This is a genomic window from Burkholderia sp. 572 (genome assembly GCF_040545135.1).
Taxonomy (GTDB): Bacteria; Pseudomonadota; Gammaproteobacteria; order Burkholderiales; family Burkholderiaceae; genus Burkholderia; species Burkholderia cepacia.
Genome location: NZ_JBEPLH010000012.1, coordinates 21,262 through 47,847 on the forward strand (window position 1 = coordinate 21,262; position 26,586 = coordinate 47,847).

General features: G+C 67.1%; 24 protein-coding genes. 18 read left to right on the top strand and 6 right to left on the bottom strand.

Features of this window, described 5'->3' with window-relative positions; genetic code table 11:
• Nucleotides 1-64: 64 nt before the first annotated feature.
• From ABIC51_RS22805 to ABIC51_RS22820, 4 genes are all read left to right on the top strand, one after another.
• Entirely contained in the window at nt 65-205 is a 141-nt protein-coding gene (locus ABIC51_RS22805) for a cytochrome oxidase small assembly protein (protein WP_027789063.1), read from the top strand.
• Nucleotides 206-240: 35 nt separating this feature from the next.
• Nucleotides 241-849 (top strand): cytochrome c oxidase assembly protein, encoded by a 609-nt coding sequence (locus tag ABIC51_RS22810; protein ID WP_011353276.1) that lies wholly within the window; start codon nt 241-243, stop codon nt 847-849.
• Between the two features lie 16 nt (nt 850-865).
• Nucleotides 866-1,066, top strand: coding sequence for a DUF2970 domain-containing protein (locus ABIC51_RS22815; RefSeq protein WP_021163748.1), 201 nt, complete (start codon nt 866-868; stop codon nt 1,064-1,066).
• Between the two features lie 138 nt (nt 1,067-1,204).
• Entirely contained in the window at nt 1,205-2,062 is an 858-nt protein-coding gene (locus ABIC51_RS22820; protein ID WP_027789064.1) for a cytochrome c oxidase subunit 3, read from the top strand.
• Between the two features lie 174 nt (nt 2,063-2,236).
• Here the strand turns inward: ABIC51_RS22820 and ABIC51_RS22825 are convergent, their stop codons facing one another.
• Complete coding sequence (locus ABIC51_RS22825; RefSeq protein WP_059688661.1) at nt 2,237-2,446, bottom strand: twin transmembrane helix small protein; 210 nt, start codon at nt 2,444-2,446, stop codon at nt 2,237-2,239.
• An 84-nt stretch (nt 2,447-2,530) separates the two neighbouring features.
• Here ABIC51_RS22825 and ABIC51_RS22830 point away from each other — a divergent pair, with 84 nt between their 5' ends.
• The 5 genes from ABIC51_RS22830 to ABIC51_RS22850 are packed head-to-tail and all read left to right on the top strand — an operon-like array spanning nt 2,531 to nt 6,612.
• The gene (locus ABIC51_RS22830) at nt 2,531-3,241 is read left to right on the top strand and encodes an SURF1 family protein (protein ID WP_059489878.1); all 711 of its coding nucleotides are present in this window, start codon (nt 2,531-2,533) and stop codon (nt 3,239-3,241) included.
• Nucleotides 3,242-3,301: 60 nt separating this feature from the next.
• Nucleotides 3,302-3,928: an SCO family protein gene (locus tag ABIC51_RS22835; protein WP_027789066.1), complete on the top strand. Its 627-nt coding sequence runs from the start codon at nt 3,302-3,304 to the stop codon at nt 3,926-3,928.
• A 24-nt stretch (nt 3,929-3,952) separates the two neighbouring features.
• Entirely contained in the window at nt 3,953-5,065 is a 1,113-nt protein-coding gene (locus ABIC51_RS22840; RefSeq protein WP_021163752.1) for a COX15/CtaA family protein, read from the top strand.
• 8 nt (nt 5,066-5,073) lie between these two features.
• Complete coding sequence (gene cyoE / locus ABIC51_RS22845; protein ID WP_006477738.1) at nt 5,074-5,976, top strand: heme o synthase; 903 nt, start codon at nt 5,074-5,076, stop codon at nt 5,974-5,976.
• 18 nt (nt 5,977-5,994) lie between these two features.
• A complete protein-coding gene (locus ABIC51_RS22850; protein ID WP_042978155.1) occupies nt 5,995-6,612 on the top strand; it encodes an SCO family protein in 618 nt (205 codons plus the stop codon).
• A gap of 144 nt (nt 6,613-6,756) precedes the next feature.
• Here the strand turns inward: ABIC51_RS22850 and ABIC51_RS22855 are convergent, their stop codons facing one another.
• Complete coding sequence (locus ABIC51_RS22855) at nt 6,757-7,047, bottom strand: YciI family protein (protein ID WP_021163754.1); 291 nt, start codon at nt 7,045-7,047, stop codon at nt 6,757-6,759.
• 225 nt (nt 7,048-7,272) lie between these two features.
• Here ABIC51_RS22855 and ABIC51_RS22860 point away from each other — a divergent pair, with 225 nt between their 5' ends.
• Together ABIC51_RS22860 and ABIC51_RS22865 are read left to right on the top strand one after the other, a co-directional pair.
• A complete protein-coding gene (locus ABIC51_RS22860) occupies nt 7,273-8,910 on the top strand; it encodes a methyl-accepting chemotaxis protein (protein WP_226161028.1) in 1,638 nt (545 codons plus the stop codon).
• Between the two features lie 190 nt (nt 8,911-9,100).
• Nucleotides 9,101-9,916 carry a MetQ/NlpA family ABC transporter substrate-binding protein gene (locus ABIC51_RS22865; RefSeq protein ID WP_027789069.1) on the top strand — a complete coding sequence of 272 codons (816 nt, stop codon included), beginning with the start codon at nt 9,101-9,103 and terminating at the stop codon, nt 9,914-9,916.
• Between the two features lie 107 nt (nt 9,917-10,023).
• Here ABIC51_RS22865 and ABIC51_RS22870 read toward each other — a convergent pair whose 3' ends face one another.
• Nucleotides 10,024-10,332, bottom strand: a complete 309-nt coding sequence (locus ABIC51_RS22870; RefSeq protein ID WP_021164244.1) for a VF_A0006 family four-cysteine protein — start codon at nt 10,330-10,332, stop codon at nt 10,024-10,026.
• A gap of 333 nt (nt 10,333-10,665) precedes the next feature.
• On the opposite strand from ABIC51_RS22870, the gene ABIC51_RS22875 reads away from it, so the two are divergent.
• The 6 genes from ABIC51_RS22875 to ABIC51_RS22900 all read left to right on the top strand — a co-directional run bounded on the left by ABIC51_RS22875 (nt 10,666) and on the right by ABIC51_RS22900 (nt 19,184).
• Nucleotides 10,666-11,631, top strand: a complete 966-nt coding sequence (locus tag ABIC51_RS22875) for an ABC transporter substrate-binding protein (RefSeq protein ID WP_027789070.1) — start codon at nt 10,666-10,668, stop codon at nt 11,629-11,631.
• Nucleotides 11,632-11,770: 139 nt separating this feature from the next.
• Nucleotides 11,771-12,667, top strand: a complete 897-nt coding sequence (locus ABIC51_RS22880; protein WP_027789071.1) for an ABC transporter permease — start codon at nt 11,771-11,773, stop codon at nt 12,665-12,667.
• 1 nt (nt 12,668) lies between these two features.
• Nucleotides 12,669-13,463 (top strand): ABC transporter ATP-binding protein, encoded by a 795-nt coding sequence (locus ABIC51_RS22885; RefSeq protein ID WP_354006642.1) that lies wholly within the window; start codon nt 12,669-12,671, stop codon nt 13,461-13,463.
• 341 nt (nt 13,464-13,804) lie between these two features.
• The gene (gene imuA / locus ABIC51_RS22890; protein ID WP_146253655.1) at nt 13,805-14,512 is read left to right on the top strand and encodes a translesion DNA synthesis-associated protein ImuA; all 708 of its coding nucleotides are present in this window, start codon (nt 13,805-13,807) and stop codon (nt 14,510-14,512) included.
• Nucleotides 14,445-15,959 carry a Y-family DNA polymerase gene (locus ABIC51_RS22895; RefSeq protein ID WP_091923787.1) on the top strand — a complete coding sequence of 505 codons (1,515 nt, stop codon included), beginning with the start codon at nt 14,445-14,447 and terminating at the stop codon, nt 15,957-15,959. The genes imuA and ABIC51_RS22895 overlap by 68 nt, the downstream gene beginning before the upstream one ends.
• 6 nt (nt 15,960-15,965) lie before the next feature.
• Nucleotides 15,966-19,184 (top strand): error-prone DNA polymerase, encoded by a 3,219-nt coding sequence (locus tag ABIC51_RS22900; RefSeq protein ID WP_354006643.1) that lies wholly within the window; start codon nt 15,966-15,968, stop codon nt 19,182-19,184.
• A gap of 74 nt (nt 19,185-19,258) precedes the next feature.
• Here the strand turns inward: ABIC51_RS22900 and ABIC51_RS22905 are convergent, their stop codons facing one another.
• Genes ABIC51_RS22905 through ABIC51_RS22915 form a run of 3 tightly spaced genes read right to left on the bottom strand, consistent with a single transcriptional unit; the run spans nt 19,259 to nt 25,142 of the window.
• Nucleotides 19,259-20,710, bottom strand: coding sequence for a short-chain fatty acid transporter (locus tag ABIC51_RS22905; protein ID WP_134256469.1), 1,452 nt, complete (start codon nt 20,708-20,710; stop codon nt 19,259-19,261).
• 25 nt (nt 20,711-20,735) lie between these two features.
• Entirely contained in the window at nt 20,736-21,671 is a 936-nt protein-coding gene (gene lhpI / locus ABIC51_RS22910) for a bifunctional Delta(1)-pyrroline-2-carboxylate/Delta(1)-piperideine-2-carboxylate reductase (protein WP_027789076.1), read from the bottom strand.
• A gap of 24 nt (nt 21,672-21,695) precedes the next feature.
• Nucleotides 21,696-25,142: a molybdopterin-dependent oxidoreductase gene (locus ABIC51_RS22915; protein WP_175861908.1), complete on the bottom strand. Its 3,447-nt coding sequence runs from the start codon at nt 25,140-25,142 to the stop codon at nt 21,696-21,698.
• A gap of 183 nt (nt 25,143-25,325) precedes the next feature.
• Here ABIC51_RS22915 and ABIC51_RS22920 point away from each other — a divergent pair, with 183 nt between their 5' ends.
• Nucleotides 25,326-26,237 carry a LysR family transcriptional regulator gene (locus ABIC51_RS22920; protein ID WP_136471186.1) on the top strand — a complete coding sequence of 304 codons (912 nt, stop codon included), beginning with the start codon at nt 25,326-25,328 and terminating at the stop codon, nt 26,235-26,237.
• Nucleotides 26,238-26,586: the final 349 nt, after the last annotated feature.

A 26,586-nucleotide genomic window follows, 5' to 3' on the forward strand; every position in this document is an offset into this window, starting at 1 on the left:
CGCCGTTGCCTGCCGCGCAGGCAGGCGCGGCGGGCGCGGAATTGAAATGTCAGCGAAGTTTCAGATGAACCGGAATCCACAACAAAGACGAACGCCCGAGCAGATCCGCGCGGGCAACAAGCGGCTCGGCCTCATCCTGCTCGTCATCGCCGCCGTTTTTTTTGTGGGTGTCGTGATCAAGCAGTGGTGGCTGTCCACTCACTGATGCAGCAACAGACGCAGTAGCGAGGAAGTTGTCGTATGTCGAAGCCGGAAGAGGGCGCCGTCGATCGCGCGTTCAATCGTTCGATGCTGGTGAAGCTCTTCGTCGTGGCCGGGCTGATGTTCGGTTTCGGCTTCGCGCTGATCCCGATGTACCGGGCGATCTGCCAGATCACCGGCATCAACAACCTGGTGCAGCGCGATGTGAGCGAGCGCGAGGTGAAGAATTCGCAGGTCGACACCAGCCGCACGGTGTCGGTCGAGTTCGACGCGAATGCGCGCGGCCCGCTCGGTTTCAAGCCGGAGCACAACAGCCTCGACGTGCATCCGGGTGAGCTGACGACGATCGTGTACGACGTGACGAACGGGCAGGGCAGGCCGGTCGTTGCACAGGCGATTCCGAGCTACGCGCCGAAGCAGGCGACGGAGTTCTTCAAGAAGATCGAGTGCTTTTGCTTTACGCAGCAGACGCTGGCCGCGAACGAATCGCGCAAGATGCCGGTGGTGTTCGTGATCGATCCGAAATTGCCGAAGGACGTGAAGACGATCACGCTGTCGTACACGTTCTTCGAGCTGAATACGCCGGCTACGCCGGCGCCGGCGCCGGGCAAGACCGCGGCGCAGGGCGCGGCGAAGCCGGACGCATGACGACGGAGGCGGGGCGATGACGGAGGTCAAGCGGGGCGGGTCGTTCGGTCAGGCGCTGAAGGCCGTGCTGTGGTCGTTCTTCGGGGTGCGCAAGCGGCGCGACCTGGAGGCCGACGCGACGCAGCTGAATCCGCTGCACGTGCTGATTGTCGCGTTGCTGGCGGCCGGCGTGTTCATCGGCGTGCTGATCCTGATCGTGCGTGCCGTCGTGGGCTGAGGCGCGCGGCCACGAAAGAATGCAGTGCGCGGCGCCACGGCGCCGCGTGCAGGAAAGAGCGGTGGCGGTCACGCCGCGCAAGAAATAAAGCCGGAGCGGTTTCCGGTACACAAATTGGACAGAAGTGGAGAATCAAGCATGAGCGGTCAAAACCAGACCCCGTACTATTTCGTGCCGCATCCGTCGCACCATCCGATCAGTGCGGCCATCGGCCTGCTGGTCATGCTCGGATCGGCGGCGCTGTGGATCAACGGTCACGACTGGGCGCCGTTTACGGCACTGCTCGGCCTGCTGTGGTTGCTCTTCACGCTGTATCACTGGTTCGGCGACGCGATCGCCGAGTCGGAAGGCGGTCATTACGGCAAGAACGTCGACAAGTCGTACCGCTGGAGCATGAGCTGGTTCATCTTCTCGGAAGTCATGTTCTTCGGCGCGTTCTTCGGCGCGCTGTTCTATGCACGTGAAATCGCGCTGCACCAGCTCGGCAGCCTCGACTACAAGCTGATCTGGCCGGATTTCTCCGCCGTGTGGCCGAACGAAGGCCCGGCAGCACTCGCCGGTCACTTCAAGACGATGGGCCCGTGGCCGATCCCGACGCTGAACACCGCGTTCCTGCTGTCGTCGGGCGTGACGCTGACGATCTCGCACCACGCGCTGCGTGACGACCATCGCAAGAAGGCGATCGCATGGCTGGCCGCGACGCTCGTGTTCGGTATCTGCTTCCTGTTCCTGCAGGGCTTCGAGTACTACCACGCGTACAACGAACTGAACCTGACGCTGAACTCGGGCGTGTACGGTTCGACGTTCTTCCTGCTGACGGGCTTCCACGGCTTCCACGTGTTCCTCGGCGGCACGATGCTCGCGGTGGTGCTGGTGCGGATGATCCGCGGCCACTTCAAGCCCGATCACCACTTCGCATTCGAAGGCGCCGCGTGGTACTGGCACTTCGTCGACGTCGTCTGGCTCGGCCTGTACGTCGTCGTCTACTGGCTGTAAATGGAAAAACGGCCCGCGCAGCAATGCGCGGGCCGTTTTCATTGGTGTCGTGGGCACGGCAGCGAGGCTGCGAGCGACACCACCCTGGCGCCGCCGCGACTCAGTCAGGCGGCGCTTTTGCTTGGTGGCGCGGCCGTGCGGCGAAATGTCACAGCGGCGACCGCGGCAGCGGCATCAACGCCCGATCGGCAGGCCGGTCGAATGGATCCAGCCCATCCAGTTCGCGACCAGGATGAGCAGGAACAGCGAGACCGACAGCCCGACGCGGGTGGCGAGCGACCAGACCATGCGTTTCGTGTGGCCGCGGTCGTGCATCATGAAGTAGAGCGCCGAGCCCATGCTGGCAATGATGAGGACGAAGGCGATGGGAACGAGTATGTGCATGACACGAACCGGACGACGGCAATTCGGAAGGAAGAGGATAATTATCGCACTTCGCGTTCCGGCACACGCCGGGCGGGCTGCATGATGAAGATCCGCTGGCTGCCTGCGCTGCTGATTCTCGTCGTCGTCGCGGTCACGATCCGTCTCGGTTTCTGGCAGCGCGACCGCGCGCACCAGAAGGAAGCGCTGCAGGCGAGCATCGAGCGCTACGAGCAGGCGGCGCCCGTCGACGTCGGCGCGCAGCCGATGCCGCTCGCGTCGATCGAGTTTCACCGTGTGCGGGCGAAGGGCCGTTTCCTGCCTGAACAGGCGGTGTTCCTCGACAATCGGCCGTATAACGACCAGCCGGGTTTTTACGTCGTGATGCCGTTTAAACTCACGGGCGGCGGCGTCGTGCTCGTGAACCGCGGCTGGCTGCCGCGCAATATCGCCGATCGCACGGCGATCGAGCCGTTCGCGACGCCCGCAGGCGACGTCGAGATTGTGGGCATCGCGCGCGCCGACGCGTCGCGTGCGTTCGAGCTCGGCGAAGGCGGGTCGGCGGCGCACCAGAAGATCCGGCAGAACCTGGACGTCGCCGCGTATGCGAAGGAAACGGGGCTGCCGCTGCAGCCGTTCGTGATCCAGCAGACGAGCGACGACGGCGACAAGCTCGTGCGCGACTGGCCGGCGGCGACGACCGGCGTCGAGCGCAATTACGGTTACATGTTTCAGTGGTGGGCGATGGCGGCGGCCGCGCTCGGCTTCGGCCTGTACGCCGCGCGGCGTGCGGCGAAGAAGTCGGCCGGCGCGTGAGCGCCATGCCAGGACGCGGCGCCGGCGCCGCGGGTTCGTTTCGAGAGGTCTGATTTGTCCATGCAATCTTCCCGTCAGGGTTCGGCCGCTGCGCCGATGTCGCCGGCGGCCCGCAAGCGCGGCCGCTGGATGCTCGTGCTGCTGGGTCTCGTGTGCGCGGCGCCGATGATCGCGTCGTACTTCACCTATTACGTGATCAAGCCGAAGGGCGGCTCGACGAACTACGGCACGCTGATCGAGCCGCAGCGTCCGATCCCCGCGGATCTGCAGGTGACCGACGAAACCGGCAAGACCGTGCCGCTGTCGTCGCTGCGCGGCGTGTGGCTGTTCGTGATGACCGACCGCAGCGCGTGTGACGACGCATGCGCGCAGAAACTCTATTTCATGCGCCAGATCCGCGTGACGCAGGCGGGCGAGCGGCACCGGATCACGATGGTGTGGCTGCGCAGCGATGCGGGCGCGATGCCGCAGAAGGTGCTGGATGCCTATCCCGACACGCGCCGGCTCGTCGCCGATCCGGCCGCGGTGGCCGCATGGCTGCCGGCCGATGCCGGCACGAAGGACAGCGACCACCTCTACATGGTCGACCCGAACGGCAACCTGATGATGCGTTTCCCGAAGGATCCGAACCCCAGCAAGATCAAGTCGGACGTGACGAAGCTGCTGAAGTGGTCGAGCATCGGCTAAGGCAAGACGAGAGGCAAAGAACCGATGTCGTATCTACTGCAACTCGGCCTGATCGGCCTGTGCATCGCGCTGCTGCCGCTGTCGTACGTGTGGGTGAAGGCCGACGACAACAAGTTTCGCAAGCTGGTGTGGATCACCACCTTCCTGACGCTCGACCTCGTGATGTTCGGCGGCTTCACGCGGCTGACCGACTCGGGGCTCGGCTGCCCTGACTGGCCCGGCTGCTACGGCACGTCGTCGCCGTTCATCGCGCACGCCGCGATCACGGCCGCGCACCAGGCGATGCCGACGGGCCCCGTCAGCATGACGAAGGCGTGGATCGAGATGATCCACCGCTATTTCGCGATGGCGATCGGCGTGCTGATCATCGCGCAGGTCGTGATCGCGTGGTCTGCAAGGCTGCGCCGCCGCCCGCTGCACGTGTCGCCGTGGTGGCCGACGAGCCTGCTGCTGCTGATCCTCGTGCAGGGCGCGTTCGGCGCATGGACGGTCACGATGAAGCTGCAGCCGGTGATCGTCACGATCCACCTGCTGCTCGGCCTCACGCTGCTCGGCACGCTCGGGTGGCTTGCGGCGCGGCAGACGCCGCTGCCGTCGTACGATCCGGAAGCCGGCCGCTATCGCGCGGCCGCGCTCGCGGCGCTCGTGCTGCTGGTCGTGCAGATCGCGCTCGGCGGCTGGGTGAGCACCAACTACGCGGTGCTCGCATGCACCGACTTCCCGACCTGCAACGGCCAGTGGATTCCGCCGATGGACTTCCAGCACGGCTTCCACCTGTGGCGCGCGCTCGGAATGACGAAGGACGGCGACGCGATCACGCAGGACGCGCTGGTCGCGATCCACTGGACGCACCGCACGTTCGCGTTCGTCGTGGTCGCGTATCTGGTCGCGTTCGCGCTGAAGATGCGCCGCTTCGAATCGCTGCGGCGCCCCGCGAACGGCGTGCTGCTGGTCGTCCTGCTGCAGTTCGTGACGGGCCTGACCAACATCGTGCTGCAGTGGCCGCTGCCGGTCGCCGTCGCGCACAACGGCGGGGCCGCGATCCTGCTGCTGCTCGTCGTCATGTTAAACTTTCGCATCCTTTCAAGCCGCCCCGGCCGTGTCGCGCAGCCTGCGCGCGACGCCGCCCCGGCGTGACCGCCCCCATGCAAAGCACCCTCTCCCAATCGCCCGGTAGCCGCTTTTCCCAGTACATGGCGCTGACGAAGCCGCGTGTCACGCAGCTCGCGGTGTTCTGCGCGGTGATCGGCATGTTCCTCGCGACGCCGGGCATGGTGCCGTGGCACGTGCTGATCGGCGGTACGGTCGGCATCTGGCTGCTGGCCGGCGCGGCGTTCGCGATCAACTGCCTCGTCGAACAGAAGATCGACGCGATGATGCGCCGTACCGCGTGGCGCCCGTCCGCGCGCGGCGAGATCACGACGCCGCAGATCCTGCTGTTCTCGGCCGTGCTCGGCAGCGTCGGCGCATGGACGCTCTATACGTTCACGAACCCGCTGACGATGTGGCTGACGATCGCCACCTTCGTCGGTTATGCGGTGATCTACACGCTGCTGCTCAAGCCGATGACGCCGCAGAACATCGTGATCGGCGGCGCGTCGGGCGCGATGCCGCCGGCGCTCGGGTGGGCCGCGGTCACCGGCGCGGTGCCGGGCGACGCGTGGATCCTCGTGCTGATCATCTTCGTGTGGACGCCGCCGCATTTCTGGGTGCTCGCGCTGTATCGCCGCAAGGATTACGAGAACGCGGGGCTGCCGATGCTGCCCGTCACGCACGGCGAGAAGTTCACGCGGCTGCACATCCTGCTGTACACGGTGATCCTGTTCGCGGTCACGCTGATGCCGTTCATCTCCGGGATGAGCGGGGCCGTCTACCTGACGAGCGCGGTGCTGCTCGGCGCGGTGTTCCTCGCGTATGCGTGGAAGATCCATCGCGACTATTCGGACGAACTCGCCCGCAAGGCCTTCCGCTACTCGATCGTCTACCTGTCGCTGCTGTTTGCCGCGCTGCTCGTCGATCACTATGCACGCCCGCTGCTCGGCGTGTAACCGCACGGTTTGAACGCAATGCTCCAATCACGGTTCGGGCGCCGCGCGCGCCAAGGCTGGATGCTCGCATGCGCATTCACGGCAGCGCTGCTGCTCGCCGGATGCGACAACGCGCCGAAATTCCAGAATCTCGACATCACCGGCAACACGCAGTTCGGCAGCGACTTCTCGCTGCCCGATACGGCCGGCAAGGTGCGCACGCTCGGCGATTTCAAGGGCAAGGCCGTCGTGATGTTCTTCGGCTATACGCACTGCCCGGACGTGTGCCCGACGACGATGGCCGAGCTGTCCGAAGCGTTGAAACAGCTCGGGCCCGATGCCGCGAAACGCGTGCAGGTGCTGTTCGTCACCGTCGACCCGGAGCGTGACACGCCGGCGCTGCTCGGCCAGTACGTGCCCGCGTTCGATCCGTCGTTCATCGGCCTGCGGCCGGCCGACGAAGCCGCGCTGAAGAAGGTCACGAAGGATTTCCGCGTGTACTACGCGAAGGTGCCCGGCAAGACGCCCGGCAGCTACACGATGGATCACACCGCCGCGAGCTACGTGTTCGACCGCGACGGCAAGCTGCGCCTGTTCGTGCGTGACGGCCAGGGCCCCGGCCCGTGGGTCCACGACCTGAAGCTGCTGGTCGACTGACCGGCCGCCGCCGGGCGCCCGGCCCGGCGTTTCGCGTGACGGCCGCCACGCGCCGTCACCCTGGTTCTCTCCTCGTTGTTGGCATGCGCCGCCCGTCGGGCGGCGTGTCGGCGCGCGCGCATCGCGCACGCGTCGCATGTCGCGTTACGGCAGCGCGGGGACGTTGAAGCCGGATGCGGCGCGCGTGATCCGGAATTCCGTCACGCGATACGTGGCGAGCCCCTCGGTGACGAACGGATCGGTCTTCAGGATCGCGTCCAGCTCGTCGCGATCGATGCGGGCCGCGAGGATCACGCCGCCTTCGCGCGGCACCTTCGGCCCGGCCGCGATGAAGATGCCCTTGTCGAACTGCGGCTGCAGGAATGCGCGATGGCGTTCGAGCGCATCGTCGATGTGTTCGAGCGATGCGGTGTAGTGGATGTCGATGACGTACATGGATGGCCCCCGGAATGGTGCCGGCTCCTCGTGTGCCGGCCAGCCGGTCTTTTTAGCACAGCGGATGCGGGCTGTCGCGCCGCGGGCGGCCGACCGACCGGCGGTTTGCCGCACCCGCGCGTATTCAAGTTGTAAGCCTCGGTGCCGTAAATAAAAAGGCAAGCGTTTGCGCGGGGCGGGCCGTTCGCGCGCAGCGTGCGCATCGACATCGACAAAGGCACGCAGATGAGCAGAATGAGTTTGAACCGCAAGCTGTGGCTCGCGCTTGCGCTGGTATGGATCGGTCTCCTGGGCGTCGGCGCATGGAGCGCGTACGAGACGCGCGCGACGATGCTCGCCGAACGCAAGGCAGGCATCGTGAATCTCGTCGACTCGGCGGCCGGCATCGTGAAGGCGTATCACGCACTCGCGCAGGGCGGCACGCTGCCCGAGGCCGACGCGAAGCGCGACGCGCTCGCGAGCCTGGCCGCGATGCGCTATGGCGATTCGGGCTACGTGTTCGTGATGGACTCGAAGCCGGTCGTGCTGATGCATCCGACGCTGCCGAAGCTGGTCGGCACGCAGGTCGGCGACTATCTCGACCCGGACGGCAAGCCGCTGTTCGTCACGATCCTGAACGCCGCGAAGGAAACCGGCAGCGGCTTCGCCGAGTACCGCGGGCGCCTGCCGCACAGCGAAACCGCCGCGCCGAAGATCAGCTACGTCACGCGTTTCACGCCGTGGGACTGGAACATCTCGAGCGGCGTCTTCCTGAAGGACATCGACACCATCTATTACCGGACGCTGCTCGGCCACCTCGCGGTCGTGCTCGTGATCGGCTTCGTGATCAGCGCGGCGATGCTGGTGATCATCCGCAACGTGCGCGGCAGCCTCGGCGGCGAGCCCGACGAAGCGGCCGCGCTCGCGGCGCGCATCGCGCAGGGCGACCTGACGCAGCCGGTGCCCGTGCGCGCGGGCGACCGTACGAGCATGATGGCCGCGATGCACGACATGCAGGCCCGCCTGCAGGCGACGATCGGCGGGATTCGCCAGTCGGCCGGATCGATCGCGTCGGCGAGCCGCCAGATCTCGGCCGGCAACGACGACCTGTCGCAGCGCACCGAGGAGCAGGCCGCGTCGCTGGAGGAAACCGCCGCGAGCATGGAGCAGCTGACCGCGACGGTGAAGCAGAACGCCGACAACGCGCGACAGGCGAGCGGGCTTGCGAACAACGCATCGGAGATCGCGCGCGCGGGGAGCGACGTCGTGAACCGCGTGATCGGCACGATGGGCGAGATCGACGACAGCTCGCGCAAGATCGCCGACATCATCGGCGTGATCGAGGGCATCGCGTTCCAGACCAACATCCTCGCGCTGAACGCGGCGGTCGAAGCCGCGCGCGCGGGCGAGCAGGGCCGCGGCTTCGCGGTGGTCGCGGGCGAAGTGCGCTCGCTCGCGCAGCGCAGCGCGACGGCCGCGAAGGAGATCCGCGAGCTGATCGTCGACTCGGTCGAGCGCGTGCGCAACGGCTCGACGCTGGTCGGCCAGGCCGGCACGACGATGGGCGAGATCCTCCAGGCCGTCGCGCGCGTGACCGACATCATGGGCGAGATCGCGGCCGCGTCCGAGGAGCAGGCGAGCGGCATCACGCAGGTCGGGCGCGCGGTCACGCAGATGGATCAGGTGACGCAGCAGAACGCGGCGCTCGTCGAGGAAGCGGCGGCGGCTGCCGCGTCGCTGCAGGAACAGGCCGCGCGGCTGCGCGATGCGGTCGGCGCGTTCCGGGTCGTCGATGCTGACGGCCTGTCGCCGCGCCGGGCCGGCGGGCAGAGGGGCGAACCTGCATTCGGCACGAAGGCGGCCGACCGTGCGGTGGTGGCGTGACGCGCCCGTCGATCAAACGCAACTAACGGCCGAGTCGCGCAGCCTTCGCCGGCACCGCTGCGGTGCATACCCATATGAGCGGGATGTATTTCACTTCCCGCCGATCCTGTGACACCATTTGCCCCTTCCTGCGAGTCGGGGCATACCCGTATCGCGCCCCATTTCCAGTAAGCAAGAAAGCGAGAAACAGATGAAGCGTCGCAGTCTCCTGAAGGTATTTTCCGTGCTGGCCACCGGTGCAGCGCTGACGCTGTCGGCAGGCGCGCACGCCGAAGACAAGGTGATCAAGGTCGGCACGGTGGCCGGCCCGGATGCGGAAGTGTGGCAGCTCGTGCAGAAGGTCGCGAAGGAGAAGGAAGGCCTGAACGTGAAGGTCATCGAGTTCAACGACTACGTGCAGCCGAACGCGGCGCTCGATTCGGGCGACCTCGACGCGAACAGCTTCCAGCACCAGCCCTACCTCGACAGCCAGGTGAAGCAGCGCGGCTACAAGATCGTCAGCGCGGGCCTGACCTACATCTCGCCGATCGGCGTGTACTCGAAGAAGTTCAAGACGCTGAAGGACCTGCCGCAAGGCGCGAAGCTCGCGGTGCCGAACGATCCGTCGAACGAGAACCGCGCGCTGCTGCTGCTGCAGACGCAAGGCGTGATCAAGCTGAAGGCGGGCGCCGGCACGGGCGGCAACAACGCGACGGTGCTCGACATCGCCGAGAACCCGAAGAAGCTGAAGATCTCCGAACTCGACGCCGCGCAACTGCCGCGCGTGCTGTCGGACGTCGACGCGGCCGTGATCAACACGAACTACGCGCTCGCCGCGAACCTGCAGCCGACCAAGGACGCGATCGCGCTCGAATCGCTGACGAGCCCGTACGCGAACCTGATCGCCGTGCGCGCGAAGGACAAGGACCAGCCGTGGGTGAAGAAGCTGGTCAAGGCGTACCAGTCGCAGGAAGTGCGGGAATTCATCAAGAAGCAGTTCAAGGGTTCGATGGTCGCGTCGTTCTGAACGCCGCACACCGGCCGGACCGCTGAACGAAAGGGCCTGCATCGCGCAGGCCCTTTTTCATTGGCGCGGCCGGTCGGGGGCCGCGGGATGCCGCGTTCGGCGCCGTCTCACATCTCGCCGCGCCGCGAGCAGATCGACATGATCTGCTGGATCGCATAGTTGTCGCGCACGCCCGGCAGCGACTGCACGACGCACTCGTGAAAGCGCCGCTCGCGCGGCAGCAGCATCGCGTTGTTGCGGTACAGCGCGTCGCACGAGCGCTGGATCAACTGGGCCGCCGCACCGTTGCGGCTCTCGCGCAGCGCATTGAGCATGCAGTCGTCGTATTGCGCGCTGCCGTCGGTCAGCGCGAACGCCGCCCCCGGCAACGCCAGCGCGACAGCCGCGAATGCGATGGCTCGGATCCCCCGTTTCATGTCGCCTCCGATGGCGTGGACTGGGTCGGCCGACAGCATAACGTAAAGCCGCGAGCACGGCTGACGCGTTGCGCCGGGGCCGGCCGAAACCGCCGCCGGCCGGGCTTCGCGCGCGGTGGCGGCGCCCCGGCGGGCGCCGCGGCCCGGCCTCTTCAAGAAAGCTCGGAGTCAGGCGGTGGTCTGCGGAAATGGTATCCTCGTGCGTTCGCCGCTGCGCGCCTTCCCGGGGCGCGCACGGGCCGGCCGCCACCGCGTCGCACGCGTGGCGGCGCCCGCATGACGGCGGCGGGAATCCATCATCCAGAACCGACACAATACGGGGGAGACACACCCATGAAGCGTTTCAAGACTTTCGCGATCCGTTCGATCACGGCCGGCGTGGCCGCGCTCGCGCTGGCCGGTGCCGCGCACGCACAGACCGTCAAGGTGCTGTCGATCGTCGACCACCCGGCGCTCGATGCGATCCGCGACGGCGTGCGCGCCGAGCTGAAGGCGGAAGGTTACGGCGACGACAAGCTCAAGTGGGAATACCAGAGCGCGCAGGGCAACACGGGCACGGCCGCGCAGATCGCGCGCAAGTTCGTCGGCGACCAGCCCGACGTGATCGTCGCGATCGCGACGCCGGCCGCGCAGGCGGTGGTTGCATCGACGAAGAGCGTGCCGGTCGTCTATTCGGGCGTGACCGATCCGGTCGCCGCGCAGCTCGTGAAGGGCTGGGGCCCGTCGGGCACCAACGTGACGGGCGTGTCCGACAAGCTGCCGCTCGATCGCCAGGTCGCGCTGATCAAGCGCGTCGTGCCCAACGCGAAGACGGTCGGCATGGTCTACAACCCGGGCGAGGCGAATTCGGTCGTCGTCGTGAAGGAGCTGAAGGAAATCCTCGCGAAGCAGGGGATGACGCTGAAGGAAGCGGCCGCGCCGCGCACCGTCGACATCGGCCCGGCCGCGAAAAGCCTGATCGGCAAGGTCGACGTGATCTACACGAACACCGACAACAACGTCGTGTCCGCGTACGAAGCGCTCGTGAAGGTCGCGAACGAAGCGAAGATCCCGCTCGTCGCCGGCGACACCGACAGCGTGAAGCGCGGCGGCATCGCGGCGCTCGGCATCAACTACGGCGACCTCGGCCGCCAGACGGGCAAGGTCGTCGCGCGCATCCTGAAGGGCGAGAAGCCGGGCGCGATCGCGTCGGAAACGAGCAGCAACCTCGAGCTGTTCGCGAACACGGGTGCGGCCGCGAAGCAGGGCGTGACGCTCGCGCCGGATCTGCTCAAGGACGCGAAGACGGTCATCAAGTAAGCCGCGGCCCGACCGCCGCGCCTGCAGGCCCGATCCGGGCCTGAACGACACCGCCGGACGGGCGGCTCCCACCCGGGGCCGCCCGTTCGCTTCGCCCGGCCGTACACGTCCGGCCGGGAAGCAACAGGATTTCCCCATCATGTCTCTGTTCTCGTTTCTGGGCGCCCTGGAGATCGGCCTGATCTTCAGCCTCGTCGCCCTCGGGGTGCTGATCTCGTTTCGCATCCTCAACTTCCCCGACCTCACCGTCGACGGCAGCTTTCCGCTCGGCGGCGCCGTCGCCGCGACGCTGATCTCCGCCGGCTACGACCCGTTCAGCTCGACCTGCATCGCGATCGTCGCGGGCGCGGCGGCCGGCTTCATCACCGGCTGGCTCAACGTGCGTCTGAAGATCATGGACCTGCTCGCCAGCATCCTGATGATGATCGCGCTCTATTCGGTGAACCTGCGGATCATGGGCCGGCCGAACGTGCCGCTCATCACCGAGCCGACCGTCTTCACCGTGCTGCAGCCCGACTGGATGCCCGATTACGTGCTGCGCCCCGCGCTGCTCGCGATCGTCGTCGTGGTCGCGAAGCTCGGCCTCGACTGGTTCTTCTCGTCGCAGCTCGGCCTCGCGATGCGCGCGACCGGCGCGAACCCGCGGATGGCGCGCGCGCAGGGCATCGCGACCGGCCGCGCGACGCTCGCCGGGATGGCGCTGTCGAACGCGCTCGTCGCGCTCGCCGGTGCGTTGTTCGCGCAGACGCAGGGCGGCGCGGACATCTCGATGGGGATCGGCACGATCGTGATCGGGCTGGCCGCGGTGATCATCGGCGAAACGCTGCTGCCGGCGCGCCGGCTCGTGCTGACGACGCTCGCCGTCGTGCTCGGCGCGATCGTCTACCGCTTCTTCATCGCGCTTGCGCTGAACAGCGAATTCATCGGGCTGAAGGCGCAGGACCTGAACCTCGTGACGGCCGCGCTCGTCACGATCGCGCTGGTGCTGCCGGCAACGCGCAAGAAGCTGTTCGCGCGCAAGAACGGAGGGGCCTGACATGCTGTCCGCACAAGACCTGAAACTGACGTTCAATCCCGGCACGCCGATCGAGACGCGCGCGCTGCGCGGGCTGTCGCTCGAGATTCCCGACGGCCAGTTCGTCGCGGTGATCGGCTCGAACGGCGCCGGCAAATCGACCTTCCTCAATGCGATCAGCGGCGACCAGGCCATCGATGCGGGACGCATCTCGATCGACGGCACGGACGTCACGCGCAAGGCCGCGTGGGACCGCGCGCACCTCGTCGCGCGCGTGTTCCAGGATCCGATGGCCGGCACCTGCGAGGCGCTGACGATCGAGGAAAACATGGCGCTCGCGATGGCGCGCGGCGCGCGGCGCGGCTTTCGCGCGGCGCTCGACCGGCCGTCGCGCGAGCTGTTCCGCGACAAGCTGCGGCTGCTGAACCTCGGGCTGGAAAACCGGTTGACCGACCGGATCGGTCTGCTGTCGGGCGGCCAGCGGCAGGCGGTGAGCCTGTTGATGGCGTCGCTGCGGCCGTCGCGGATCCTGCTGCTCGACGAGCACACGGCCGCGCTCGACCCGAAGACGGCCGCGTTCGTGCTGGAGCTGACCGCGCGCATCGTCGCCGAGAGCAGGCTGACGACGATGATGGTCACGCACAGCATGCGGCAGGCGCTCGACTACGGCGACCGCACGGTGATGCTGCACCAGGGGCAGGTCGTGCTCGACGTGTCGGGCGACGCGCGCAAGGGGCTCGACGTGCCGGACCTGCTGCAGATGTTCGAGAAGGTGCGTCACGAGCAGCTCGACGACGACGCGCTGCTGCTCGGCTGACGGGCGGCTGGCGGGCCGGCGCGGCGCGGGGTGTTGCATCGTGCCGGTTCGCGTGAGGGTTGGCGTGCCGGCCCGGCGAGTCGGGTCGGGTCGACAAAGTCGGCTCGACGAATCAGCCCGACGAATTGGGGTGGCGCGGCGGGTCGGCAATTCGGCCCGGATGACGGTGGCGCGCGTTCGGGCGGCACGATCCGGCCACACCCGCTCCGGTGCGGCGTAACATGACGGCCGCGCCGGCTTTCCCGTCGTTTTTCCTCTGACGAAAACCGGTTTCGCGCCGGTGCTGTGCGACGCGAGCGCATTGCCATATACTGTATATCCATACAGTTGTGGGTGGCGTCATGCTCGCATCCTCCATTTCTCCCGAATCCCTTCATCCGTCGCTGTGGCGCGGTTCCCAGCTCGCGCGCGGCGGCCCGCGCACGATCGATACCGGCTTCGCCCCGCTGTCGGCCGAGCTGCCGGGCGGCGGCTGGCCGGTCGGCGGGCTCGTCGAACTGCTGGCCGCGCAGCCGGGCTGCGGCGAGATGCGGCTGCTCGCGCCCGCGCTCGCACGCACCGTCAGCGCGCGCCGTCCGCTTGCGCTCGTCGCGCCGCCTCAATCGCCGCATGCAACCGCGCTCGCCAGCCTCGGCGTACCGTCCGACGCGCTGCTGTGGCTGCGCGCCGGCAGCCGCACCGATGCGCTGTGGGCCGCCGAGCAGGCGCTCAAGACGGGGTGCTGCGGCGCGCTGCTGCTCTGGCAGGATGCGCGGCCCGATGCGCTGCGGCGCCTGCATCTCGCGGCCGCGCGCACGGGCGACACGCTGTTCGTGATGCTGCGCCCGCTGTCGGCCGCGCGGCAACCGTCGCCGGCCGTGCTGCGTGTCGCGCTGTATCCGGTGCCGTGCGGCGTGTCGCTCGACATCGTCAAGCGTCGTGGCCCCGCACGCGGCGAGCCGCTCGTGCTCGACCTGCCGTCGCCCATCGTGGAGAGCCGCTATGCGCGTCTTGCTCGGCATCCATCTGCCGCGCCTGCCGCTCGACGTGTGCGCCCCGCCGCCGTCTGACGGCGCGGCGCAACGCGTAGACGAAGCTGACGAAGTGGACGAAGCAGGCTGCGCGGTGCTCGAGCAGGGTGTCGTGCTGATCGCCGATGCGCCCGCGCGCCGGCAGGGCGTGCGCGCGGGCATGAAGCGCGGCGGCGTGCTCACGCTCGCGCCGCACACGCGGCTCGTCGAACGCGACCCCGCGCGCGAGGCCGATGCGCTGCGCGCGGTCGCGCTCGCGTTGCTGCGCTTTTCGCCGTGCGTTGCGCTCGACGACGAAGCCACGCTGATCGTCGACGTCGGCCCGAGCCTGCGCCTGTTCGGCGGCCTGCCGTCGCTGTGCCGACAGGTGCGCGCGACGCTCGCGGCGCTCGGCTATGCGGCGCGCCTGTCCGCCGCACCGACCGGGCGGGGCGCGTGGCTGCTCGCGCGCGTGTCGGCCCGTGCACGCATCCGGCGCCGCGTCGCCGGCCAGGTGTCGCTCGTGCGTTCGCTCGACAGGCTGCCGTGCGTGCTGCTGCCCGATGCGCGTCCGTATGCGGGCTGGTTCGACGGCCTCGGCTGCCGCACGCTCGCCGACCTGCGCAACCTGCCGCGCGCGGGGCTGCAGCGCCGCTGCGGTCCCGCGTTGCTGGCCGCGCTCGATCGCGCGTACGGCGATGCGGTCGAGCCGCTCGCATGGATGGCGGTGCCGCCCGTGTTCGACGTGCGGCTCGAATTGCCGGAGCGCGTCGAATACGCGGAAGCCGTGCTGTTCGCCGCGCGGCGGCTCGTCGTGCAGCTGTGCGGCTGGCTGGCCGCACGGCAGCTGTCGCTGGCCGCGATGACGTTCGATCTCGAACACGAGCGCGGCCGTCAGGCCGTGCCGCCGACGCCGCTCGAACTCGCGTTCGCCGCGCCCGTGCGCGACGAGACGCACTTCATGCGGCTGCTCGGCGAGCGGCTCGCGCGCGTCGAGTTGCCGGCCGCGGTGATCGCGGTGCGTCTGAAGGCCACGCGCGTCGAATCGGTCGCACCGCCGGCCGACGATCTTTTCCCCGAGCCGGGCGGCACGAAAGAGACGCGCGCGCGGCTGTTCGAGCTGCTGGTCGCACGGCTCGGCGCGGAGAACGTGCTGCGCGCGGCACCCGTCGCCGATCACCGGCCCGAGGCCGCGAACCGCTGGCTGCCGCTCGATGCGCAGGCCGGCAAGCCGGCCGGCGGGCCGCCGGCCGTGCCGCCGAGGCCCGCGTGGTTGCTGGACGAGCCGCTGCCGCTGCTGATGCGGGGGGAGCGGCCGGTATTTCATACGCCGCTCAGGATGATGTCGTCGGTGGAACGGATCGAGGCCGGGTGGTTCGATGGCCAGCTCGCCGCACGCGATTACCATGTCGCGCAGGACGAAACCGGTGCGTGCTACTGGGTGTTCAAGGAGCGGGCAGCGAGCGAGGCCGAGCCGCGCTGGTTCCTGCACGGCCTGTTCGGGTGAACGGTCATGGTTGCGGAATTCAGCTGGCTGCCCGATTACGCGGAGTTGTTCTGCCGTTCGAACTTTTCGTTCCTGCATGGCGCGTCGCATGCGGAAGAACTGGTCGAGCGTGCGGCGGAACTCGGCTATCGCGGGATCGCGATCACCGACGAATGCTCGCTCGCCGGTGCACCGCGCATGCACGTCGCGGCGAAGGCGAAAGGGTTGCCGCTCGTCATCGGTTCGTACTTCGAAGTCACACCGGATGAAGTCGCACCGGGCCACGATCCGGGCCCCGGCGCGTTCGGGCTCGTGCTGCTCGCGCAGAATCGGGAAGGCTACGGCAACCTGTCCGAGCTGATTTCGTGGCGGCGGATGGAAGCGCCGAAGGGGACTTACACGCTGACGTCACACATGCTGTCAAGGCCGCCCGAGGCATTCGCACACCTGCGCGGCATGCCGGACTGCTTCGCGATTCTCGTGCCCACGTATCCGGTGCGGGCGGACGTGCTCGATGCACAGGTCGCGTGGTTTCGCGCGACGTTCGGCGAGCGTGCGCGGCTCGGGCTCGTGCAGTTGCAGCGCGCGCTGGACGGTGCGCAGCGCGAGGAGATTCGTGCGGCGGGCGAGCGGCGCGGCGTGCGCATCGTCGCACTCGGCGACGTGACGATGCACCGGCGCTCGTGCAAGGAACTGCAGGACGTGATGACGGCGATTCGTGTCGGGATGCCTGTCGCGGAATGCGGTTATGCGCTCGCGCCGAATGCGGAGCAGCATCTGCGTGCGCGCGGGCGGATCGGGAAGCTGTTTTCGCCGGAGGAGATCGCGGAAACGTGCGCGATGCTCGATGCTTGTCATTTCGAACTCGATTCGCTGCGCTACGAGTATCCCGACGAGATCGTGCCGAAGGGGCTCACGCCTACGAGCTATCTGAAACAGGAAACCGAGGCAGGGGCGGCCGAGCGTTATCCGCAGGGGATGCCGGAGAAAGTGGCGAAGCAGATCCGGTATGAACTCGACCTGATCGCAAAGCTGAGCTATGAACCGTTCTTCCTGACGGTCTACGACATCGTCAAATTCGCGCGCAGCCGGAACATCCTGTGTCAGGGCCGGGGCTCGGCGGCAAACTCGGTCGTCTGCTATTGCCTCGGTATCACCGAGGTCGACCCCGATCAGAGCACGATGCTGTTCGAGCGTTTCATCAGCGCGGAGCGTGGCGAGCCGCCCGATATCGACGTCGACTTCGAGCATCAGCGTCGGGAAGAAGTGATTCAGCACATCTACGAAAAATACGGACACGACCGCGCCGCACTCGCCGCCGCCGTATCGACGTATCGTCCGCGCGGCGTGTTGCGCGAAACCGGCAAGGCGCTCGGTGTCGATCCGATGCTGATCGATCGCGTCGCGAAGGGGCATCGCTGGTTCGATGGCAGCCGTGATCTGCTGCAGCAATTCGCGACGACCGGGCTCGACCCGGCGACGCCGATGATTCGCGCATGGGCCGAATTGTCGGGGCGATTGCTCAACTTTCCGCGCCACCTGTCGCAGCACTCGGGCGGCTTCGTGATCAGTCGAGGCAAGCTCACACGGCTCGTGCCCGTCGAGAACGCTGCAATGGACGGGCGGCGCGTGATCCAGTGGGATAAAGACGATCTCGAATCGCTCAAGCTGATGAAGGTCGACGTGCTCGCGCTCGGCATGCTGTCGGCGCTGCATCGCGCGTTCGACATGCGCACCGCATGGCGCGGGCCGCCGGAACCGAACGGCGAGCCATTCACGTTGAAACACATTCCGCAGGGTGACGAAGCAACCTACGACATGATCTGCCGCGCCGATACGGTCGGCGTGTTCCAGATCGAATCGCGCGCGCAGATGTCGATGTTGCCGCGCCTGCGGCCGCGCAACTACTACGATCTCGTGATCCAGGTATCGATCGTTCGGCCGGGGCCGATCCAGGGCGGTGCGGTGCATCCGTACCTGAAGCGGCGCAGGATCATCGCTGGCGAGGAAGAGGGCGAGGTGACGTATCCGAGCGAGGCACTCGAGGAGGTGCTCGTTCGTACGCTTGGCGTGCCGATCTTTCAGGAACAGGTCATGCAGATCGCGATCGTCGCCGCGGGTTTCACACCCGGCGAAGCGGATGAATTGCGTCGCGCGATGGCTGCATGGAAGCGCAAGGGCAATCTCGAGAAGTATCACGACAAGATCGTCCACGGCATGCTCGAACGCGGCTACGCGCGTGAATTTGCCGAACAGATCTTCGAGCAGATCAAGGGCTTCGGCGAATACGGTTTCCCCGAGAGCCACGCGGCGAGCTTCGCGAAGCTCGCCTACGCCAGCAGCTGGCTCAAATGCCACGAACCGGCGATCTTCCTCGCCGCATTGCTGAACAGCCAGCCGATGGGTTTCTATCCGCCGTCGCAACTCGTGCAGGACGCGAAGCGTCACGGCGTGCAGGTCCTGCCGATCGACGTCACGCAAAGCGGCTGGGAGGCATCGCTCGAAGCGCTGCCCGATCAGCCGCCGCCACACGGCCAGCCTGCCGTGCGGCTCGGCCTGTCGCTCGTCCGCGGACTCGGCGAGGCGGCCGCGCGGCGTATCGAAATCGCGCGCACGGCCAGCCCGTTCGAGAACGTCGACACATTGGCCCGTCGCGCGCAGCTCGAACGCCGCGATCTCGAGGCGCTCGCCGCCGCGAACGCGCTCGCGACCCTCGCCGGCCACCGCCGCGATGCGCTGTGGCAAGCGGTTGCCGCAGCACCCGAGCGCGACCTGCTCGCGACCGCCCCGATCGACGAAGCGGAGAAGCCGGCACTCGGCGCGCCGTCGGAGGCCGACGACATCCTCGCCGACTATCACACCACCGGCCTCACGCTGAACCGCCACCCGGTCGCGCTGCTGCGGCCCGAGCTGCGTGCGCGGCGGCTGTCGTCCGCGGCCGAATTGCACGACCGCCCCGACGGCCGGCTCGCGCGCGCGTGCGGGCTCGTGACCGCGCGGCAGATGCCGGGCACCGCGAAAGGCGTGATGTTCATGACGCTCGAGGACGAAACGGGCTGCGTGAACCTGATCGTCCGGCCCGAGCTGCTCGCGCGGCAGCGCCGCGAAACCCTCGATTCGCGGCTGCTCGCCGTGTCCGGCGTGTGGCAGGTCGCGAGCGACGTGAGGCACCTCGTCGCGCAGCATTTCGAGGATCTGACGCCGCTGCTCGGCGGCCTGCGCACGTCGAGCCGCGAGTTCCACTGATGCCAGGTGCACCGCGCGCGGCACGACGGGCGTGAAGCCGATCGATCGTCGCGATGCCGTGAACGCGTCGCGCGTTACGGCATGACGGGCGGATGGTAGGCGAGTGTGCCCGCGAGCGCCCAGAGCATGAAGATCACGAGCGGCAGGTGAACCGCCAGTTGCGTGAACGTGAAACCGACAATGTCGCGGGCACGCAACCCGAGCACCCCGAGTAGCGGCAGCATCCAGAACGGGTTGATCAGGTTCGGCAACGCCTCGGCAGCGTTGTAGACCGTCACGGCCCAGCCCAGATGAACCTGCAGCAGTTTCGCCGCCTCGATGACGTACGGCGCCTCGATGATCCACTTGCCGCCGCCGGACGGCACGAAGAACCCGAGCACGGCCGAATACACGCCCATCACTGCGGGAAACGACGCATGCGACGACATCGCAACGAAGAAATGGGCGAGGTGATCGGAGAGCGGCAGTCCGGCGGGTGCCGCCGCCTTTGTCAGGATGTAGGCGATCCCGCCGTACAGCGGAAACTGGATCAGCACACCCGCAACAGACGGCACCGAACGCGCGACGGCATTGAGGAATCGTCTCGGCCGCCAGTTCAGCAGCATGCCCAGCAGCAGGAACAGAAAGTTGTACGTGTTCAGATTCGAGATCGCGATCAGCGGATTCTTCGTCGTGAACTCGTGCCAGGCCCAGATCGCGCCGATCGCCACGATGGCAATGGTGACGAGCGGACTGTACTCGAGCCAGTCCCCCGGGCGGGTCGGACGTGCGAGCGTCGCATGGCTTTCGTCGAGATGAATGCCCAGCTCCGCCGCGGTTTTCGCCCGTGCGTCGTTGGGCGCGGACAGGTACGCGATCAGCAGCGACGCGCCGGTCAGCACGGCGGCCATCAGCATCGACTGCGGGAGAAAGATCGTCTCGGTGAAGGGTATGACGCCGGAGATGGCCAGCAGCGCCTTGGGCAGGCTGTCCGGATTTGCCTGCAATTGCGAGGCGGATGAACTCAATCCCAGCGCCCACGTCGCACCCATCCCGAGATAGGCCGCCGCGCCCGCTGCCCGGTAATCCATGCGCAGATCGGTGCGGCGGGCCAGCGCCCGGACCAGAAGGCCGCTGAAGATCAGGCTGATCGCCCAGTTGAACAGCGATGCGACGATACTGACGAGCGCAACGAACGTTACCGATGCGCGCCCGGACGACGGCAGGCGCGCGAGCGCATCGATCAGCCTCGATGCGGGCGGCGACACCGCGACGACATAGCCCGAGATGGCGACGATCGCCATCTGCATCGTGAACGGGATAAGACTCCAGAAGCCATCGCCGAACGCAATGCCGACCCGCGTGACCGGCGCACCGGCTGCCAGTGCGCCCACCGCCACGATCACCACGGCGAGCGCGGCGAAGATATAGGCGTCCGGGAACCACTTTTCCGACCAGCGTGCCATGCCCGCGGCCATCCGCTCCAGCATGCGTTCACGGTCGACCGCCGGCGCGTCGCAGTCCTGCACGTCCATCAGCTCTTTCATTTCGATCTCCTTGCCCGTCACGGCTTCAGTTTGTCTTTTCAACTATTTGAACGGCCGCGGCCAGATCCTCGAGTGCGGTGCCGACCGCCTTGAACACGGTGCGCTGGCTGTCGTTCGTCCGCCCCTGTGCTTCGCCCCGGCACAGCGCCGTCAGTGTCCGGTTCAGGCGGTCGGGCGCAATGACGTTGCGTGCGAGCGGCCCCAGAAGGTCGCCCGATTTCTGCGGTGCCTCGTCCGTATCGACATAAATCTCCGCCTGCCGGAAGCAATCGTCGTCGGCTTCGCGCATGCGCGGCGTAAAGCTGCCGATCAGGTCCAGGTGCGACCCCGGTGCGAGCCACGCGCCGCGGACTATCGGTTCCGTCGCAAGCGTCGCGCACGTGACGACGTCCGCGCGACGGATGCTTGCCTCGAGGTTCGTGACGGGTGAGGCATCGAAACCGAGCCGGGTCAGCCCGTCGACCAGTCGTGCAACCGCGTCGCGATCCCTGTCCCAGACCTCGACGACCGAGATCGGTAACTGGCTGCGATAGGCGGGCGGAACCAGGCTGCCGACCCGGCCGGCCCCCATCAGCACGAGGCGCGACGCATCCGGGCGGGCCAGATAGGTCGCGGCCAGCGCAGACGCAGCCGCGGTGCGGCGCGACGTGATTTCGTTTCCGTCCAGCTGCGCAAGCGGCTGGCCTGTCCGCCCGTCATAGAGCACGTAGGTCGAGTGCAGTCCGGGCATGCCGTGTCTCGCATTGCCCGGGAAGATGTTGACCGTCTTGATGCCCAGGTAGCCGTTGTCTTCCCACGCGGGCATGATGAGCACCGTGCCTTCGTCTTCGCCGTCGGCATGGAGTGTGTGCGCATGGCGAAGCGGGACGTGGCAGCCGTCGATGAACGCCTGTCGCAGGCGTGCGACCAGCGATTCGAAATCCAGTGCGTCGCGTGTCGCGACGGCGTCGAAAAATTTCATGGTGAACCTTTCCTCGAACGGGGGTTATGCGTCGATGCTGACGTCGGTGGCCGGAATGGCCTGGCAGGCGAGGCACATGTCCGGTTCGTCCGGTCCATGCCCGCTCAAATGCGTGACTTCGCCCGACATGACCTTGACCGCGCAGCTCTCGCATTGCCCGACCCGGCAACCGCTCGGCAATGCGATGCCGAGACGTTCCGCGAACGACAGCAGGCTGCCGTCGCGAGCTGTCCAGGTGGCCGTGCGACGCGATCGCGCGAACTGCACCGCGTATTGCTTCGACGGGTCGGGCGTCGGCCTGGACGGCGACCTGAACGCCTCCTTGAAGATGTCGAACGGCGGTACGCCGCGCTCGATCAGTCCCGACGCAATCGCCTGCATCATCGGTTCGGGGCCGCACAGAAAAAAACGCGCGCGCCGCCGGATCAGGTCGTCGTCGACCACGTCGGCCGACAGGTAGCCGAGCATCTGATAGTCGTGTCCCGGCGTTTCGTCGTGCGGCTGGTTGTAGCAGTTGACGACCTCGAACGTCGGCAGCCGCCGCTTCAATGTCTCGATGCGTTCGCGGAACGCGTGGGTCGTGCTGTTCAGGTTCGCATAGAAGAGTCTCGACTCCGGCGCACGGTCCGCCTGGTCCCGGATCGATTCCAGGTACGAGATGAAGGGCGTGATGCCGATGCCGCCGGCGAACATCACGACCGGCTGCCGCGATGCCGGCGGCACGACGAACGTCCCGCCGGGCGCACCGAGCAACACGGGGTCGCCGACCTTGAGCGTGCCGTGGATGTACGACGACATCGCGCCTTCGAACGCCGTGCCGTCGCGGGTCCGGCCTTTCTGGTGGCGTACCGAGATGGAGTACGTGCGGCGATCGTCTTCGCGGGCGGCGCCCGTCAGCGAATAGGCGCGCGTCGTCCCGCCGTCGCCGAGCGACGGGACATGCAAGCTCACGTGCTGGCCGGGCAGATAGTCCGGCAGTGCGCCGCCGTCCGCGGCGCGAAACGTGACGGTTCGCACGCCGCTCGCTTCTTCGTGCATGGCGGATACGACAAAATCCCGCAGGCCTTTCCACGACCGGCGCGACGGATCGACCGACGGGTCGAGCCTGATGCGGCAACGCACGGAACGCAGCGGCGAGGATCCGCTGACCGGATCGAGTTTCGTCGCCGAGACGAGGCGGTTGAAATTGCTGTTGTCGTGCCCGTCCACCGGGAGCGCATCCTGGCCGACCTCGTCGCAGGCTTGCCACCAGCCGTATTCGGCCACGATCACGTCGCGGGCGAGTTCCGGGACGACGCGTGCCTTGAAGCGTGCCGAGCCGTTCGTCGTTTCGATCAGGCACCAGTCGCCGTCGACGATGCCGTGTTCCGCCGCCCGTTCGTCATTGAGTTCCGCCACCGGGTACGGCGCGCGGCGACGCAGGCTTGGCAGGCCGCGATGCTGGCTGTGGCAGTAGTACCCGTTCTTCGTCGAGGTCAACGTACACGGGAAGCGACGGCGATTGTCCGCCCGCGCATCTTCGCCGTGCTGCGGCGGTACGTACCGTGGAACGGGCGGGTAGCCGTGACGATGCAGTTTCTCGGAGTACAGTTCGACACGCCGTGTCTCCGTGTTGAAACCGCGCACGCCGTCGGGTGTCGCCGCCGCGTACTGCCGCTCGTTTTGAGGCAACGGCCTGACGATGCCTTCCGGATGGGCGCGCAGCGACGCAACGTCCAGCCCGAGCGGTTCGAGCACGTGATTCCATCCCGCCTCGATGCTGCCGCCGAAGAATGTGTCCTGCATGCCGAGTCGCACGGCGAGGTCGAAGACGATGTCGTAGTCCGCGCGGCTCTCTCCTCTCGGCGGCACCATGCGCTGCCTGAGCTGCACGAGTTCGACCGCGCGCTCGTCGATCTCGAAGCCGAGACGCAGGCCTTCCCGTTCCCACGGTGTGTTCACGGGCAGCAGGATGTCCGCATAGCGTGACGACGGTGTTTCGAAGAGATCGCAGTGAACATGAAAGTCGAGCGCGCAGAGCGCGTCGTGCGCGACGCCGCCATCCGCCTGGGACAGCACCATGTTCGTACCGAACGCGACCAGCGCACGGACGCGGTAGGGCTCGCCGTCGAGGATGGCGCGATAGACGTCGCGCGCCGTGACCCAGCCTTGCGACGGCGGGCCGAGCGGCCGATCCGCGAGGCCGAGCGCTTTTGCGCGTTGCTGCGGGTTCAGCATCGCGTAGCTGCTGACCGGGTTGGCCGGCTGCTTCGTCCATTCCCGATTCGAGCCGCGCGTGTCGAACGCACCCGTCAACGCATACAGCGTCGCAATCGCGCGCTCGGTCTGGGTGGCGTTGGTGTGCATGCCGACGCCCGACCACGCGTGATAGGCGATTGCCTGATGCGGCCGCAGCATTCGGGCGGCTTCGACGATGTCGGCTGCGTCGACCCCGGTGATCGCCGCCGCATGTTCCGGCGTAAAGGGGGCGAGCGCCGCCGAATAGAGGTCGAAGGCCGGTGTACATGCCACGTGCATGTTGTGCCCGGCCGAATCCCGGACCGCCACATGGCGGACGCCGGCCATCGACAGATCGGAAGGTCGGGTCGCGGTTTCCTCTCCGGCCAGCTCCAGCCGGTCGAGCGTCGCGTTCCAGAGCACGTACCGGTTGCCCGGCGCATCGCCGTCGATGTCGCGCTCGCGCAGAAACCGTCCGGTGTCGGCACGCACGAGCAATGGGCCGTTCGTCCATTCCCGGACGAACGCATCGTCGACGTTGCCGGTCGCGATCATCTGCCGTGCGATCGCCATCGCGAGCGCGCCGTCCGTCCCGGGGTTCACCCGCAGCCACAGATCGGCCTCGCGTGCGAGTGCGGTCGGCCGCGGATCGACGACGATCAGCCTGGCCCCGTTGCGGCGGCCCTTCGCGATGGCGTCGGCCTGCGCCAGCCAGGTGTTGGCGGGATTGTTTCCCCACAGCACGATGAGCTCGGCATTCCGGTAATCCGCGGCTGGAATGCCGCAGCCGAACGTAAAGGCATGCGCGCTGTCCTTGTGCCAGTTGCAGATCTCGGTCGCGTAGCAGATGTTCGGGCTCCCGAATGACCAGACGAATCGCTCGACCCAGTCGATGCTGTCGCTCATCGGCGTTCCGCTTGGCGTGGTGACGCCAAACGCGACCGACTCGGCACCGTTTTCCCGTTTGAAATGAGCAAGACGTTCCGCGATCTCGGAGAGCGCTTCATCCCAGCCGATGCGCCGCCAGCCGGGGTCGGCGGCATCCTTCGGGCGCGTGCGCCGCATGGGATGCAACACCCGATTCGGGTGATGTACGAGTTCGGGCGCGGCCTTTCCCTTCATGCACATCGCGCGGCCGGTCGGATGCGTGTCGTCGGGGCGGACCTTGATCATCGTGTCGCCGCGCACGACGTTGACCGTGCCGCAGCGCGACCGGCACAACGTGCAATAGCCTTTCTTTTCCTGCGTCTCCATCGGTTCGCATCGTCCACGTCATGTTTGCGACTATGCTAGGAAGCGGAGGCAGCCATGACAAATTCATCCTTTCGATGGTCCGATATATATTGAATCAATACCTCGGCCGTCGATCCGATGTACCGTCCGCCCCCTCGGGGCAACGCTGATCCTGCGCTGCCCGGACTTCCCGGATCCTTTCCCGTGAACACGCACATCACCCTGCGCCAGATCGAATACTTCGTCTCCGTTGCCGATACGGGGCAAATTTCGAAGTCGGCCAATCTCTGTTCGGTGTCTCAATCGTCGATGACGATCGCATTGAGGAAACTCGAGGATTCGGTCGGCGTCACGCTGCTTCTGCGTCATGCGAAAGGCGTCCGCCTGACGCCGGCCGGCGAGCGATTCCTGCGTCATGTGCAGCACGCGACGATGTCCATCGACCGCGCCGTTTCAGCCGCGCAGGAGGACCCCGAGCAGATCTCGGGGCATGTCCGTATCGGGATGACCGAAACCATCTCGGCGTATCTGATGCCGTCGCTGATGTCCGCCATTTCGCGGCGGTTCGGCAACCTGGGCGTGAGCATCGTCGAAAACGAACGCGAAGCAATCGAGGAGATGCTGGCCGACGATCGCCTCGATATTGCGCTGCTGCTGGTGTCGAACACCGCGGAAGTCGACGACCTGAAATACGAGACGATTCTTCGTTCGCCGCGCCGGTTGTGGACCCATCCGGATCATCCGCTGCAGGACGCCCGTCGCGTCACCCTCGAAGACGTCGCGCGCGAGAACTATCTGCTGCTGGACATGGACGAGCACCTGCGAACCGTCGGCAAGTATTGGGGAAGCTACGGGATCACGCCGAACGTCTGGATGCAGAGCAAGTCGATCGAGGCCGTGAGAAGCCTCGTCGCGCTCGGGCACGGGGTGACCATCCTCTCGGACCTCGTGTACCGGCCCTGGTCCCTGGAAGGCAACCGGATCAGCCGCCGCAATCTCAGCGTGACCGTGCCGACGATGGACGTCGGCGCGGTGTGGCGACGGGGCGGGGCGACGTCGACGCCATGCCGTGCGCTGCTGGATCTGTTCCGCTCGTGGAAAAGGACGGTCGAGTAGGGCAGGGCCTTCGGGCATCACGGTCGTGCCGGATGCGGATCTCGAGCCGGCGGACGACCGCGCGAGAGTCGGCTGCGGTAAACGTTCGTCCCGTCCGCGATTGCATGGTGTGTGCCCGCGGCCTTTCCGGTGCCGGCCGGTCCACGTGTCCCCGTCGTACCGGCACCCCGACGCCGATGCATACCAGTCGGCCAAACTGGTTCTATTCCGGTATCGTTTCCATCCCTCCAAACCCGGCAAGCCCGGCGCTTGAACTGTCCCCTTGCATACCAATCCGGGTAAATCCCTATCCCGCATCGCGTTGTAAACAAAGGCTTTCTCGCTACTAAAACGCTTGCCGGGCAAGGCT